The sequence below is a fragment of the Pseudomonadota bacterium genome (assembly GCA_036339585.1).
Taxonomy (GTDB): Bacteria; Pseudomonadota; Alphaproteobacteria; order UBA8366; family UBA8366; genus UBA8366.
The window spans coordinates 172,276-187,707 of sequence record JAYZAS010000004.1 but is presented as its reverse complement, the minus strand read 5'-3'; the positions used below and the strand labels follow the sequence as shown (position 1 = coordinate 187,707).

The window sequence follows — 15,432 nt, the reverse complement described above, 5'->3', positions numbered from 1 at the left end:
CAGCCTTCGACTTGATTGAGCTCTCTTCCACATTATTCTTTTTTAGAGTACCGGCTTTTCGCCCTCAATCATCATCCTATAAAGAAATCGTTTACCCTCGTAATCACCATTTGCTTTATGGAGAACACTTCGATTATCCCAAATAATAATGTCTCCAGGTTTCCATTTGTGGCGGTATTGGAATTTTTCTTGATCGAGATGGGCATATAACTTGTCAAGCAACGCATCACTCTTTTCTCTGTCCATGTTTAGAATGCACTCTGTTCGCACGGTATTAACGTAAATTGACCTGCGGCCCGTGTCAGGGTTAGTTCTGACAAGTGGGTGTGTCACATCACCAGGATACCGCTTTTCGTCTTTAGCGGCTCGAACAGCCATTGGTCTTGGGCTACGACTGCTTTGGTAGGCATGTGTTGAGAATTTATTTTCGAGGTTTGTACGTTCTTCCGGACTGAGTGCTTCAAAAGCTGCGGTTGATGAAGTAAATTCGGTGTCTCCACCTTTATCTGGGATGTCTATGCCTAGTAATATGGTTGCTTTTGGTGGGACCTCTGCATAAGAGTGATCCGTATGCCAGCTGGTTCCTCGGATAATTCGTTTTCCTGACCCGTGAATATCACGGTCTTCGCTAGATATGTAGGCGAGTTCAGGACAGCCTTGAATGTTCATATCGCTCAGTGTTTGGATTATGGGGACCCCAAATTGTTTGCCGAAAAGAACAAATTCTTGTGGAGAGATATTTTGGTTGCGCAGTAACAATACGGAGTGGTCTACCCACGTCTTGTATATTTTGTTTCTAGTATCTTTATTAATTGCCACTCCGGCATCTATGCCGATGATCTCCGCTCCTACGAATTCACTAAGTTTTCTAATTTCCATTTTTTAATCCTTTGTGTCTTAGGACGAACCCCTTTGGCTCTAACTGAATGAAAACTACCAAGTTATTCTCCGGTGGCTTTTTCCAAAGTTCGCACAATCACTCGACCATATGAATTCTTTTCGGTCTAGATCATCTCGAAGGACGCCAGATTATTGATTGCCCGGCAAATGAAAGCCAGAATAATCTTTTCTTTGACATGTTTTTGTCATGCGAGACACGATATGCATTACTTTGTAAACACCTGGTAACGTGCATCGCCGTCCTCAATAATCTGCGTTGGCAACCCTTCCTCCCATTCGAGATACTCGCGCATTGCTTGTTCATTTCCCTGATGGCGATCATGAACGAAAAACAAGAAGTCAAGCTGCTCAGAATTTGATGGCACTTCAGGGGAGCTATTTAATGCACGGCCCTCTTTCCGCCATTTCTCACGTCCCCCACGGAGTATCGCGATAGGCTCCTCAACGACTTCGGAAAGATCCATGGCGAGTAGCCATGCTCTTGTTTCATGCTCGGAATATAAGACAATTTTTTTTCCAGGTATCATCTTAGGAACGAGGTTATTAATACGTGCACGTGTGCACCATATGGCACCAGGGATATGTTCTGCACGGTAAAGCCAGCTAACATCGGTATCAACCACTACGGCCTCGCCATTTGCAATGTCGTTTTCCAGCTCCGCAGTGGTGATGGTCGCGAAACTTAGTTCTTTAGAGCCATAAAATTTAGGTGTTTCTGATCCCACGTTGATCGCGTGTGGTAGTACGCCGCCCTCTAATACCCAAACATCCCATCCCATCTGCTTCAACCAATGGGCGGCTGTAATTGCCCGTATATTATTTTCATCATCGAGTAGGATGAGGCGGGCGCCGAGAGTAGCAATCCATTCATCACATGCTTGGACCAACTGACCGCCAGGGGCATGTGTTGACCCGGGTAAATGACCATCCGCAAATTCCTCCGCACTTCTAACATCCAAGAGAAAAAGTGTCCGCTCGGGGTCCCTTTGCCAGCATTTTAAGGTCTCAAAGGAAACTGTCTCAATGTGAAGATCTTCCTTGATTTTATCAGCACGTTGCTTGGCAGTTTTCTTGCCTTCCTCTGATAATCTGTCGTATTTCCGAGTTGCACCATTTTCAAGATCGAAACCCGCCAGGGTCCATCCCATGGTCCCTCCCTTAAGTGCAACAACTCGATTAGGTATTCCAGCGTTAATAAGTGTCTGTGCCCCAATAATTGAGCGTGTGCGTCCAGCACAATTTATTACAATTGTGGTTTCTGGGTCTGGAGCTAAATCATGAACGCGGTAGATTAGTTCAGCGTTTGGCACGCTAATTCCTCCTGGGATGCTCATCCTATTGAATTCTTTCGGGGTTCGGCCATCTAGGACAACGTGGGATTTGCCGTCCTCTTGAATGTCTTTCAACTCTTGGGGTGAGATGTGAGGTGTCTTGGTGTAATGTTCAACCATCTCTCCAAACGCCTTGCATGGCACATTGACTCCCTTAAATAGAGTGTATCCAACTTCAGCCCAACTGGAGATGCCTCCATTCAGGATCATTATGTTCGAATAACCGACCTCTGAGAGACGTGTAGAAGCCTTCTCTGCAATGGCGTTTCCCCCATCAACTAATACAATACGAGTAGTTTTACGTGGGACTCGTTTGGTGACGCGCGCCTCTAAATGTGAATATGCACACGGATTAGCATAGAGTATATGACCTTCGCCAAACTCCCCATCTTCGCGCACATCAAGTAATGCTAATTCACCGCCATCATGCAGCATTTTCTTAAGGTCTTCAGGGTTTATTTGAGAATCCATTTAGTTAACCCCCCTCTCCAGATGAGTGCGTCCGTCGCATCATTGATAAAGCCTAAAGGCAAGGCACTGTGACGTTAAGCTACTCGAACAACTTTAATCTTTTGGTCATCAATAAGATTGTAGCAAATATCAATATTAATTGAACGCCACGGTAGAAGGTAGCGGTTTTAAGTCGTTGAGACAACAAACGCCCGAGCATGCCGCCTAGTAGGACCGCGGCACCAATATCAACGCATTGAGCAAGGTATGCCATCCAACCCAACCGGCGATCACTAATAGAAAAAATCTCCATAAGCCGTAAAAAATTTCCATTAGAAGGTTTGTTCCGCGAAAACTTATTGAGCTTTCAGTCGCCCATTTGAGATATGCAGCGAGAAAATAACCCGTTCCACCGCCTGCGATTGCTCCACTAAACCCAGAAAATGCACCGTAGAAAATTAGCACGCTTAGTCTCTTGAGATTAATATGGACGCTTTGTCGATCAAGGGTTTTGCAAATTAGCAAGCATTATAATTAATAAGAGTAGGCCTATAGAAACTTTTAGTTGGTTCTCATTTAAAGAGGAAAATAGCAAAACACCTGCGATAGTAGCAAAGAAGAACCCAAAAATAAGGTGCTTAGAGATTTGCCAGTCACCAACTCGCACTCCCTGTGGAAAAAGTTGGAGGTGTGAGAATAACGTTGCCGTGCTGTGTAAGACTACCGCCTGGTGGGGTGGAACTATCAAACTCATTAGTAAAACATTGGGAAGCCCTGCGCCAAACCCGAAAGCGCCACGAACCGTGAAGCCAAATAGATTTATGCCGATTAGCAGGGATATATCTACTGTGTTTAAGTTGGCGAATGGGGTAAAACCATGGATAATAGAGCAACAGTAACTACTCAGGGGATTAATTGGTGCGATATTTTTTCACGGCTTCCCAATCAAGTTCAATGTTAAAACCCGGCCCTTGAGGCACATCTATCCAGCCATCACAAATATTAGGCCGGTTCACGATCATTTTATCCCAAATTGGATCGCGTTCAGGGTCTGGAAAACAATCTGTGTATAGACCATGCGGGACTGCCGCTAACGCATGAACTGCTAGGTGGGTTTCCTCATGATGCAAAAGCTTTACTCCAACTGATCCGCACATAGTTGCTGCGCGAAGCCATTCTGTAGGTCCTCCGCCATGCGACATATCAAAGTTGACAATATCTACGGCACCCGCATCAAGCAAACGCCGCACACCCCAACTTGTCATTTCACTTTGGCCGGCATTGATCGGAATGGAGATACGCTTTCGAAGTTCTGCCATAGAACGAACATCATCCTGCCATCGTACAGGTTCTTCAAACCACGTAATATCTAAAGGCTCTACTAGTTCGGCAAAACGGGTTGCTTCATCTATAGTCCAGCCTTGGTTGGCGTCACAGCCGAGAATAAAATTTGGCCCGGCTCCTTCGCGAGCTGAGGCGACGCGTTCAAAATCTTCTTCCGGGCTTAAGCCCCCAACTTTAAACTTACATCCACCCATTCCCACACTTATGAGCCATTGCATCTCCTCCCCGAAACTTTCAACCGTCCGTCCTTCTTGGTAGTAGCCCCCGGTTGCGGTGATGGGTATCCGTTGGCGGTATCCTCCCATCAACTTGTTGACGCTGCAGCCAAGTGCTTTGCCTTTCAAATCCCAAACTGCGGTATCCACGCAAGCAATTGCCTCCATCAAATATTTTCGGTCACCTTGGGGAGTAGTAATCTTAAAGGCATGTTCCCAGACCTTTTCATGACAGATGGGGTTAAGGCCGAGAATTAAGGGAGCTATATCCTCCATGACTATTCTTGCCACTTCTGGACCACACTTCCGATTATCACCATTGTACACCTCACTCACTAAACCATCATCAGTATAAATGCGAGTTACGATGGTATTACGGGTTGGTACGGTATAGGTGGCTCCAGCAAAAGGTTTGGGTAATGGCACTTCTATGGCTATAGCTTCAACTTTATCAATCTTCATTGTAAATCCTCCTTAATTCTATGGAGATTTGTAACATCTTGGGCAGTCGAGGCGATAGCCATATGAGTGTGGTTGGCTTAAACTTGACGACAAAATAAAGGAGGGTCATATGGTTCGAAAATCAAAAGTTAATCTGCGAGAGCGTCTAAAAAGTGCGCCATCCGAAATTTTTGTTGAGACTTATTTCAGCAAAAAATTAGCAAAAGACCTTGAATATAATTTTGATGCAGAAATGCAGATACATATGGCCCACGGGTTAATGTTGGTAAAACAGGGAATTGTTCCAAGCCGAGACATAAAAAAAATTTTAAAATTAATACTGAAGATACAAACTGAGGGCCACAGAGTACTTAGCATTGATTATAAATTGGAGGGCCTATACTCCTACACCGAGCGCTACATAGTGTCGAGGTTGGGTCCAGAGGTGGGAGGAAAATTGCATACCGGGCGCAGCCGCAACGATATGCACACCACAGCCTGGCGCATGGCACTGCGGACTGAATTGCTTGAGATTCTCTCTCGATTAGCTGAACTGCGAAAAACAGTTTTGAGGCTTTCACAACGACATATCGCAACCGTGATGCCAGGTTATACGCATTCCCAACACGCCCAGCCAATTACGCTGGGTTATTACCTGTTGACCTTGGCGGATCTGTTGCAACGTGATTTTGCCCGTATTTTCGCCTCTCTTCAAAATACTGATCAATGCCCACTGGGTGCTGGTGCTTTGACTACGACAGCGTTTCCGCTAAACCGTAAGCTTGTGGCTAAAGCGCTTGGTTTTCCTCAGCCGATGGAAATCGCTTATGATGCAGTTTCAAATCGTGATGATGCGATGGAGTCGACGGCAGCGTTGGCAATTTTTATGACAAACATTTCCCGTCTCGCTTTTGATTTGCAGGCATGGAACACCTTTGAATACGGTTTTATAGAGACTGGCGATGAACACTCTGCGGTTTCATCTATTATGCCGCAGAAGAAAAATCCGGCTGCCCTTGAACACATAAAAGCAGTGGCTGGGATTGTGAACGGCGCATTCACCTCAGCCTCGGCCTGTGTCAAGAACACCTCGCTTAGTGACGTGGCTGACGGCGTAACTGCTCTCAATGAGCCGGCACTTGATGCGTGCAAACATGCAGGTAGTGTATTGTTGCTAATAAATGAAGTACTTTCTGCTATTGTCGTTAATAAAGACGTTATGAAAAAACAGGCGGAAATTGGCTTCGGCACTGCAACGGAGTTATCGGATGTGATAGTTCGTGAGACTGGTTTTTCATTCCGCATGGCGCACAATGTAGTTGGTACCGTTGTACGTAATACTGTGGGCAAAGGTGGAATTGCTACTGACATCAAATCCTCTGACCTTGACAGCGCAGCGCTGGAGCTTTTTGGTAAGAGGCTCAACTTGTCTCAGAAACTGGTTAGCGAGGCGCTCAATCCTGAGAGAAACATTGAACAGCGTGGACTTATGGGCGGCCCAAGTTCTAAAAGGATGCGTGATATGATAACAATCAGGAATCGCGAATTGCTCGAGGATAAAAAGAAAGTTGGCGCTATTTCTCGTCGTGTAGCGAGGGCGCGAGAAAGACTGATTAATGAAACAAAAACATTCTGCAAGATTGGAGGTGCCCGAAATGACTAAGCCAAAAATTGCTCTTGTAACTACCGGGGGCACGATAGGATCAAAGGGTAAAAACAGCCTTGACACCTTTGACTACGTGGCCCACGGAGAGAGATATGGGCCAAGGGAATTATTAGATTTATTTCCGGAGGCCGCTTCAGTAGCCGACGTAACACCTGTCGACTTTGGTCGGATCTCCAGTTCTGCCATTGGGCCTGAGACATGGCTTGAGTTATTGGCTAAGGTTGAAGATGTCGCAAAGGTCCACGATGGTATTGTAATAACTCATGGCACAGCCAGTTTAGAAGAAACCGCTTATTTTCTCCACTTGGCTCACAAATCTCAGAACACGATTGTGGTTATAGGAGCTCAGAGGCCCTCGTCGGGGTTTGCCACTGATGGAGGTGCCAATCTTAGGAATGGCCTTCAAGTCGCTAGCGCGCCCGAATGTAAGGGCATGGGAGTACTGACTATTCTTAATAATGAGATCCAGTGCGCACGTGAAGTTACCAAGACTTCGACCTACAGGCTTCAGACCTTTCGCACTCCGGACATGGGAATGCTCGGCCATGCGGACCCAGATGACCGTATTTCTGTTTACCGAAAACCCACTCGAAGACATGCGCCAGACACAGAATTCAACGTGGCTGGGCGAGATAGCCTGCCGCGTGTCGACATAATTTATTCGTATGCTGGTGCATCAGGCGATCAAGTTGCGGCGGTAATTGCAGGGGGTGCAGAAGCAATTGTGATGGCAACCATGCCTCCTGGGACTCCGGCCCCTGACCAAAAGCGGGCACTGCAAGAAGCTAATGCCAAAGGCATACCCGTTATATTCTCTTCTCGAGCCGGTTCCGGTCGTGTATTGGACCGTTCCGAATATTTCAATCAGGGTTGGATAAGTGCAGACAATCTCAATCCGCAGAAGGCGCGGATACTGACTATGATGGCACTTACTGTATCAAAAGAAACATCAGAATTGCGACGAATGTTTGCTGAATATTGATACAGTAGCGGATTTCGCAGATGTTATGGAGAAGACTCATATAATATTGATTGAACGTGATGATAAGTTCTCCGCCAGAAGCGATAGACAAAAAACAGACTGAGAAAATATTCCGGGATTCGAGCCTTTTTTAGTTGCAAGATATATAGATGATGCGCCGAGAGGGGTAGCCCCAATGATTGAGCTGTGCCGACTTACTGATCTTTGTGATGGCGAAGCAAAAGGATTTAGCGTTGAGGGTGGGACTGTAGCTCAGCGGTTGATAATAATCCGTATTGGTAGCGATATAAGGGCTTACATTAACCTTTGCCCGCACATAGGTTCTCGATTAGATGGGGAAGTTGGGAACTTTATGACGAGGGGTAAGCCAGGGCTTTTATTTTGCAATTCACATGCCGCATATTTTCGGATTGAAGACGGGATGTGTATTGACGGCCCATGTGAGGGCCAGAAACTTTATCCCGCCGGGGTCATTTTAGACGGGGACAAAATAGTGTACACTCGATCCGGAGTAAAAGTAGTGGACGAAATCTCAAGAGTAGTGTCGACGATCGATTAAGAAAACAGGCAAATAGCATAGTTTTTGAAATTTTTAGAACAGGCCGGAGAAAGTTTTTATGCCTCATGAACACGATCAGTCCGAATTTCAGAAAGATACTGAAGGGCCAGATATAACAGAAACGCAAGTTCGTGAAATAGCAGTCCGTGAACTTTTAATTGAAAAGGGCATTTTGACCGCAGACCAAATTCGAAAACAAGTTGAGGATTGGGAGCAGAAGACGCCCGCTTTAGGTAGTAAAATCATTGCACGTGCCTGGTGCGATAATGATTTCAAGAAGCTACTTTTGGAAGACGGCACTAAAGCGGTCGCTCAATATGACGTTGGGATGGGCGATTTAGAACTGAAGGTCATTGAGAATACACCTGAGGTTCATAATGTTGTAGTCTGTACACTCTGCTCTTGTTACCCAAGACCAGTCCTTGGTTTACCACCTGCATGGTATAAAAGCTCTAATTACCGACGTAGGTTAATTCGCGAGCCGAGGACTGTTCTGAAGGAATTTGGAACTGATATACCAGAAGAAATTGAGTTGAGAGTACATGATAGTACAGCAGATCTCCGTTATTTAGTGTTACCCATGCGCCCCGATCAGACCAAAAACATGACTGAAAAACAGCTTTCGAAGCTTGTTACTCGAGACTCGATGATTGGTGTTACTACTGTGAGAGTGGCGTAATGAGAAAGAAGAAAAATCCAGCCGATATGGGAGGTGAGGCCGGTGGCCCCATTGATACAGCCGACCACGAATTGGCTTTTTGGGAGTGGCGCGTCGATGCGATGGGCCAATTGCTGCGTCCACTCGGGGCGAATTTAACTAACACGCACGAGGGTAGACGCGCTATTGAGGCTCTCGGTGAAGATTATAAAAAGCTTAACTATTATGAACGTAAGCTCTGGAGTTTGCAGGCGTTACTGATTGAGAAAGGGATATTTTCTGACGAAGAACTTACGACAAAGCTTGAAGATGTGCGCGCTCGTCAACGTAAGGTGTAAGAAGTTCTTGAGTCACCTCGTAGCATAAAATAGGGTTTTCTGATGTTGGAGCTCTGGGTCTGGATCACCCTTTTTGCTGTGGTCATGCAGGTCGTCCGGCATAGTCTGCAGAAGCATCTTACTACCAGCATGAGCTCGATCGGCGTGGTCTGCGTTCGATTTGTGTTCGGCTTACCATTTGGGTTTTTATATTATGGTATCTTAAAATATTTTGCCGGTGGGACTCTCATTCCCTCCACCACATTAGTTTTTTGGGGCTATTGTTTTTGTGCTGCAGTAACCCAAATTTTGGGTACACTTTTTCTCATTCTTTTGTTAAGGCAGCGTAATTTTGCCGTCGGCATCACTTACACAAAAACTGAAATTATCCAGTCAGCGCTGTTGGGATTATTGTTGGTTGGTGATCAAATATCCCTTGCCGGGTATAGTGCGATAGTCATTAGCATGACAGGTGTCGTGATGTTATCGGCCGTTGGTGGGAAATTCGATCTCAATAGCATTTTAACAGGTCTCTTTACTAGAGCTGCAGTTTACGGGGTTCTCAGCGGCTTTGGGATCGCGGCGGCTTCCGTGTTTATTCGTGCAGCTGCACTTGAGTTAACAGAGGGTGGTTTCTTGTTGAAAGCAGGTTTTGTGCTCGTGATAGTGCTGTCGATTGAGGTGTTTCTCATCGTGTTTTATCTTATCCTCCAGGATAAGTCTGAGATTCAAAATATTATTAGGCTATGGAAACCTAGTTTGATGGTAGGTATTTTCAGTGCCCTCGGCTCTGTTGGCTGGTTTAGTGCTATGACACTTGAGCGTGTGGCATACGTTAAAACGGTCAGTCAGCTTGAAGTAATTCTCTCAATATTGGTTTCTTACTTGGTATTTAAAGAACGGGCACGGGTCCATGAATTTATAGGCATGTCACTTGTTGTTACTGCGATCATTGTCTTGCTTCTGATGGCTTAGATCATTTGGTGGTTCGTAAAAACTACCACTCCAGATTGCAGGCCATTTATAGCCTGCCCAAATGAGTAACGTTGTTCCCAAACTTGCCGAGATCGCAATTGCAACAGGGGCCCCATAAAATTCTGCAATAACTCCCAGGAGAAGAATGCCGAATGGCTGGGTGCCGATACATACAGCAAGTACCCCCATTGTACGGGATCGCATGGTCGGATCAGAATATGCAATCATTAGGGCGGATTGGCTGGCGGAGAAACCGGAATGGCCAATCCCGCTCAACACCAATAGGGGTATTGCAAAAATTAGTTCGGGTGCATGGGAAAATGCGATAAGGAAAATCTCGAATATGATTGAGCCAAAGAGAAGAAGACGACCGGGAGTTGTAAACTGGCGTGTTGCTATTATTAAAGCACCAATAAATGCACCCAAACCTTCGGCTCCTGCAAGAAAGCTGGATTGGTTTGTATCTAAATTTAGTTCTTCAACTGCTATTGCTGGTATCTGTGATGAAAATGACATGGCAAAAGCGTTCATTATCGCCGTGACCACTAATGTCGCAGTAAGCATGTCACGTGTTTTGATATGTTTGAACCCATCGCTTATCTCAGTTAGCACCCGTTTTTTCTCTATTCTTGGTTTCTGCACAGGGGGTTTAAGAGAGTACGATAGTACAAAACCGATGGCATGCAAAATCAAACCTAAGAAATAAACCCCAATTATCCCGAGATATCCTTCGATAATCACTCCAAGAAATGGTCCGGCCATTCGCGTACACTGGTTAGTAACAGAATCAAGCGCCATGGCAGGTACAAGTTCTTTAGATTTTACAACATCTCCGATAAGAGTTCGGCGAATTGGAAATTCGATAACGTTTAGACAGCCATTAATGGTTGTCCCAAGAGCTACGTGCCAGATCTCTAGCGCATCAAACCAGGTTAAAACAAAAAGTGTAGCTGACACCATCCAAAGCATAAAAATGCCGTAGAGGAATAGCTTGCGGCGGTCAAATCTCTCGGCAAGTACTCCAACGAAGCTTCCTAGAAGGACCATTGGTATCCAACGAAGAAAAAACATCATCGCTACGAGAAATTCAGATTCAGTGGCTTTCTGAGTAAAAAAACCTATTGCAAGCAATTCAAGCCAGCGCATGGTTGTTGCCGTGCCGCCGTTAAACCACAGCTTTAGGTAATTTCTGTTAGCAAATAACATGTTAGGCGTGACTCTGTTAAAATCACGTGTCCTCATAGAGGCTAATTCACTTGGCTTATGCGGCATTTCTCTTAAGGCCCCGCAGTAACTGGTGTTCCTGATAATTCTTGCTCATCCACAAGGACATTTATATCGAACTCGGAGCATACTCGTTTTAAACTGATAATCGGCTTTCTCATTCTAGGTTTGTCAAACCAAGCCCATAGGCATGAGAAAATGAACACAAGGGATTACTCTTCCATCCTTCAAAAAGCAATCAGATGCTTTCAAAACGTCACAAACTTTTGGGTCTCAAGTATGTGGTAGACAAATAAGGCAATTGTTGGGTCTTGGCAGCTAAAGTTTTTTCCGTCTAACGCAGGAAAAGGATTTAGAGATCCATAATTAAACGGCAGTGGCACCAAAATTTTTTTGCTAAACGATTTCAAAAGTTTTTTTGTGAGTTTCTTATTCCGCAGGTTTTAGAGTTGCGGGCTCGGCAAATGCTGGCGCTTTGGACTCGGATGCCTTGCCATCTTCGACTTGTACGTGAATAGGATCAAAAAACCTAACATCACCAAAAACCGAGGCTGCGTATAATCTCACATCACTTGGATCATTGGTTGGATATGCTCGTGCGTGCGTTTCAAACCCATTCGGTGTGTAAACATTTTTGATTATCCACACCAATTCAGTATCATCCGATTTTCGATACCTATTGCCAGGAGCCACGCGAAGATCTTTTTTGTCGGTCTTAAACAGCATATATTGTCACCAAACACGTCCTTTACACTACTTGTGGTAGTTTTTTTCTCAAAAAATTTCAAGCAGAGATTATTTGGAGCAACAGTCAATACCGAAGAAACTTGTTATAACCCATTTTTTTGAAATGATATTTTAGGATTGCGAATAAGTTTTTTAGGGTCTTGGGCACGTTATTGAGAATGTAGATTAGGCAATAAATTGATGTAAAAACACCCCGAGTCGCTGACTCTGTAAGCCAATACATGTTATGCCTTTGTTAATATTATTGTCGCAAGGCTATAAAAGCATGAATACATTGAATGACAAGCATCAGCTTACTCTCACAGATTCTGGCAGGAAACCCCAATTAAAACTCCCTCCAAACTCATGTGAAACTCACTCACACATTTATGGGCCGCTAGAAAAATATCCTCTTTGGCCGGGGCGTTTAGGCGAGCCTATATGTTCACTAAATGCTTATAACGAGATGTTAGATAGGCTTGGTTTCGATCGCGCCGTAATCGTTCAGCCATCAGCGTATGGATCGGACAATCGATGTACACTGAAATCGATAGCCGCGCGGGGCCTGGAAACAACTCGTGGCGTTTGTGTTACCAGGAAAGACATATCAGAGAAAGAACTATGGAAACTCCACACACAAGGAATTCGTGGTTTGCGGTTTTTTTTGATGGCGGATGATTTCGCGCTTGAAGATGCTATTCCAATGGCTGAAAAGGTTGCTCCGTTGGGCTGGCATATACAGTTCCAAGACGACGGGGTATGGTTAGAAGAAGCGGTCAGTATATTTCAAAAATTACCGGTAGATTGTGTAATAGATCACATCGGGCGGATAGGTGCAGGCCAATCGGCAGACACTAATGGTTTTAATGCCTTACTCAAATTTTTCGAAACTGGCCGCTGCTGGATTAAGATATCGGCACCTTATTACATGTGCACCGATGGTCACCACGGCAAAAACGGGGATTTCCCTGATTATGAGCAAGTTGCCGTTTATGTTAGGGCACTTTTGGAGGTGCGGCCCGATCGGCTAGTGTGGGCCGCGAACTGGCCCCATCCACAATTTCCCATAAATGATAAGCCAGACGAGGCATCCTGTTTGGATGCAATGGTGGACTGGGTTCCAGACGAAGCGATTAGAAAAATGATTTTCGTAGATAACCCTGCTAAGTTGTATGACTTTTAAAAACTACCCATTGTTAGTGTTCTGTGATTCTTTTGGAATGGCAAGGGACTAAGAGGTGCGTATCCCTTTATTGCCGCTTAATATTAAAGGTGTTGCACTAGTTTGGAGGGTATATGGTTCGATACGCCATAGGGCAATCTGTTCCGCGGACTGAGGATCCGCGGCTTTTGAAAGGCGTTGGCCGTTATTTGGACGATATTCGCATTAACCGTATGGTACATGGATATATCTTGCGTGCCACGGTGGCGCATGCACGCATTAGAAACATCAAAACAGAACACGCTGCTGCCGCGCCGGGTGTGTTGTTAATTCTTACTGGTGAAGATTTTGTCAAATCGGGATTAAACGGTGTTGTTACTGATGTAGGCACACCAAGACGCCCTGATGGTAAGCCAATATTTCGTCCACCGCGTCCAGCGCTGGTAACCGATAGAATTCGATGTGTGGGTGACCAAATTGCTTTCATTGTCGCAGAGACCTTGGATCAAGCAAAGGATGCGGCTGAATTAATAGAGATTGAGTATGAGGTACTGCCGGCTATGGTTGGAACATCGGCTGCGGTTGGTCCAAATTCAATTCCAGTTTGGGAAGAATGTCCTGACAATATAGCCTTTTGTCACGATGTAGGTGATGAAGATGCAACATTAACTGCATTTAATAGAGCGGATGTTATTGTCCAACAGAAATTTGTGATAAATAGGGTATCAACCAACTCTATGGAAAATCGCGGTTGTATTGGTGAATTTGATAGGCATGGAAGCCGTTATATTCTCCATACTGGTCTGCAGCAGCCACATAATATTCGTGCTGATTTGGCCGAAAATGTATTCTGTGAGCCGGAATATAACTTTCGTATTATTTCCGATGATATAGGTGGAAGCTTTGGTATGAAAGGCGGCACATATCCAGAATATGTATTGGTGCTTTGGGCCGCAAAACTATTGGATAGGCCTGTAAAATGGTACGCACCACGTTCAGAGTCATTTATCAGCGATACGCATGCTCGTGACAACGTAAGTGATGCAGCCCTGGCATTGACTAAAGATGGTAAATTTCTTGGGGTGAAATGTAAAACTATTGCTAATCTTGGCGCCTACGTCGCCTCACGGGGGCCTAACCCTCCGCTTGGAAATATCGGCACGATGGCTGGAACGTACACCACGGAGGCAATGTATGTGCACGTTGATGCGGTTCTCACAAATACAAGCAGCACTGCCCCTTACCGTGGGGCGGGTCGACCCGAAGCGGCATATATAATGGAAAGACTTATTGATATTGCAGCACATAAAATGGAGATTGATCCAGCCGAGCTGCGCCGGCTTAATCTCATACCTAAGGATGCACTCCCGTTTCAGACTGCGCTCACCTTCAAATATGATTCGGGTGACTTTGAGAAGAGTCTTGATATGGCTCTCAAACTTGCAGATTACGAGGGATTTGAAGCTCGTCGCGAGGAGGCGGCAAAAGTAGGCATGCTGCGTGGTATCGGGATTTCAAATACAATAGAACAAGCTGGAGGAAGGCGGCGCTTTGAACACGCCGAGATTCGCTTTACTAAAGCAGGTTCGGTGCTGCTTCTTATGGGAACCATCAGTCATGGTCAGGGTCACGACACGTGTTTTAAGCAGATACTGTCGGATAGGTTGGGAATTCCCGTTGAAAGGATTCGGATGATAGAGGGCGATACGGACCAAGTTTCCATGGGTGAGGGAACGGGAGGGTCTCGGTCAGCAGAACTTGGCGGGGCAGCAATTTTTGGCGCATCCGGTAAGATCATAGAAAAAGCCAAAAAAATTGCCGCCCATAATCTTGAGGCTGCTGAGGACGACATTGAATTCTCTGATGGTAGCTTCAAGGTTGCTGGGACTGATAAGGCGATGAATATAATGGAGGTAGCACGGGCCTCTTTTTCGCCAAACCGAATTCCTCATGATGTGGAAATCGGGCTAGACGAAATGTACTCCCATCTCCCGGAGGCTGAGACGTTTCCAAATGGTACGCATGTATGCGAATTAGAGATAGATCAGGATACCGGGCGTGTTGACATACAGAGATATTCAGTCGTCGATGATGTTGGCGTTGTTGTTAATCCTCTGTTGTTGAAGGGCCAAATACATGGTGGCGTGGCACAAGGTCTTGGGCAGGTGCTTATGGAAAATATTTTCTATGATAACGAAGGACAGCTAATTTCCGGAAGTTTTATGGACTATTGTATGCCTAGAGCGGATGACATTAGTTCAATTGCCGTTGGATCCAATCCCGTTCCTTGCAAGACTAATCCAACTGGCATTAAGGGGGCTGGTGAGGCGGGTACGGTAGGTGCATTGCCATGTGTTGCGAATGCGGTGATAAATGCTCTTGCACCGCTAGGCGTCAATCATCTTGATATGCCCATGACATCGGAAGTTATATGGCGAGCCATCACATCAGCAAAGCGGGCCCAAGGTTGAGACAAATAGAA

The 15,432-nt window shown here is 45.4% G+C and carries 14 protein-coding genes; 8 read left to right on the top strand and 6 right to left on the bottom strand.

Going from position 1 to position 15,432, the window contains the following annotated elements:
• Positions 1–42 precede the first annotated feature (42 nt).
• The 4 genes from VX941_03805 to VX941_03790 form a co-directional block, all read right to left on the bottom strand.
• Positions 43–879, bottom strand: a complete 837-nt coding sequence (locus VX941_03805; GenBank protein MEE2932530.1) for a TauD/TfdA family dioxygenase — start codon at positions 877–879, stop codon at positions 43–45.
• Positions 880–1,106: 227 nt separating this feature from the next.
• The gene (locus VX941_03800) at positions 1,107–2,702 is read right to left on the bottom strand and encodes a rhodanese-like domain-containing protein (protein ID MEE2932529.1); all 1,596 of its coding nucleotides are present in this window, start codon (positions 2,700–2,702) and stop codon (positions 1,107–1,109) included.
• Positions 2,703–2,906: 204 nt separating this feature from the next.
• Positions 2,907–3,146: a hypothetical protein gene (locus VX941_03795; GenBank protein ID MEE2932528.1), complete on the bottom strand. Its 240-nt coding sequence runs from the start codon at positions 3,144–3,146 to the stop codon at positions 2,907–2,909.
• A gap of 446 nt (positions 3,147–3,592) precedes the next feature.
• Positions 3,593–4,702: a mandelate racemase/muconate lactonizing enzyme family protein gene (locus tag VX941_03790; GenBank protein MEE2932527.1), complete on the bottom strand. Its 1,110-nt coding sequence runs from the start codon at positions 4,700–4,702 to the stop codon at positions 3,593–3,595.
• Positions 4,703–4,811: 109 nt separating this feature from the next.
• Between VX941_03790 and argH the strand changes: the two genes are divergently transcribed.
• From argH to VX941_03760, 6 genes are all read left to right on the top strand, one after another.
• Entirely contained in the window at positions 4,812–6,344 is a 1,533-nt protein-coding gene (gene argH, locus VX941_03785) for an argininosuccinate lyase (GenBank protein MEE2932526.1), read from the top strand.
• Positions 6,337–7,329 carry an asparaginase gene (locus tag VX941_03780; GenBank protein ID MEE2932525.1) on the top strand — a complete coding sequence of 331 codons (993 nt, stop codon included), beginning with the start codon at positions 6,337–6,339 and terminating at the stop codon, positions 7,327–7,329. The genes argH and VX941_03780 overlap by 8 nt, the downstream gene beginning before the upstream one ends.
• A gap of 175 nt (positions 7,330–7,504) precedes the next feature.
• On the top strand, positions 7,505–7,888 hold the full coding sequence (locus VX941_03775; protein ID MEE2932524.1) for a Rieske 2Fe-2S domain-containing protein: 384 nt from the start codon (positions 7,505–7,507) through the stop codon (positions 7,886–7,888).
• Positions 7,889–7,946: 58 nt separating this feature from the next.
• Complete coding sequence (gene nthA / locus VX941_03770) at positions 7,947–8,567, top strand: nitrile hydratase subunit alpha (GenBank protein ID MEE2932523.1); 621 nt, start codon at positions 7,947–7,949, stop codon at positions 8,565–8,567.
• Entirely contained in the window at positions 8,567–8,884 is a 318-nt protein-coding gene (locus VX941_03765) for a hypothetical protein (GenBank protein MEE2932522.1), read from the top strand. The genes nthA and VX941_03765 overlap by 1 nt, the downstream gene beginning before the upstream one ends.
• A 42-nt stretch (positions 8,885–8,926) precedes the next feature.
• Entirely contained in the window at positions 8,927–9,838 is a 912-nt protein-coding gene (locus VX941_03760) for a hypothetical protein (GenBank protein ID MEE2932521.1), read from the top strand.
• On the opposite strand, the gene VX941_03755 is transcribed toward VX941_03760, so the two are convergent.
• Together VX941_03755 and VX941_03750 are read right to left on the bottom strand one after the other, a co-directional pair.
• Positions 9,794–11,110: an MFS transporter gene (locus VX941_03755; protein ID MEE2932520.1), complete on the bottom strand. Its 1,317-nt coding sequence runs from the start codon at positions 11,108–11,110 to the stop codon at positions 9,794–9,796. The two genes, VX941_03760 and VX941_03755, sit on opposite strands and share 45 nt — an antisense overlap.
• Before the next feature lie 381 nt (positions 11,111–11,491).
• Complete coding sequence (locus VX941_03750) at positions 11,492–11,788, bottom strand: hypothetical protein (protein ID MEE2932519.1); 297 nt, start codon at positions 11,786–11,788, stop codon at positions 11,492–11,494.
• 286 nt (positions 11,789–12,074) lie between these two features.
• On the opposite strand from VX941_03750, the gene VX941_03745 reads away from it, so the two are divergent.
• Together VX941_03745 and VX941_03740 are read left to right on the top strand one after the other, a co-directional pair.
• Positions 12,075–12,971 carry an amidohydrolase family protein gene (locus tag VX941_03745; GenBank protein ID MEE2932518.1) on the top strand — a complete coding sequence of 299 codons (897 nt, stop codon included), beginning with the start codon at positions 12,075–12,077 and terminating at the stop codon, positions 12,969–12,971.
• A 113-nt stretch (positions 12,972–13,084) separates the two neighbouring features.
• The gene (locus tag VX941_03740) at positions 13,085–15,421 is read left to right on the top strand and encodes a xanthine dehydrogenase family protein molybdopterin-binding subunit (protein MEE2932517.1); all 2,337 of its coding nucleotides are present in this window, start codon (positions 13,085–13,087) and stop codon (positions 15,419–15,421) included.
• Positions 15,422–15,432: the final 11 nt, after the last annotated feature.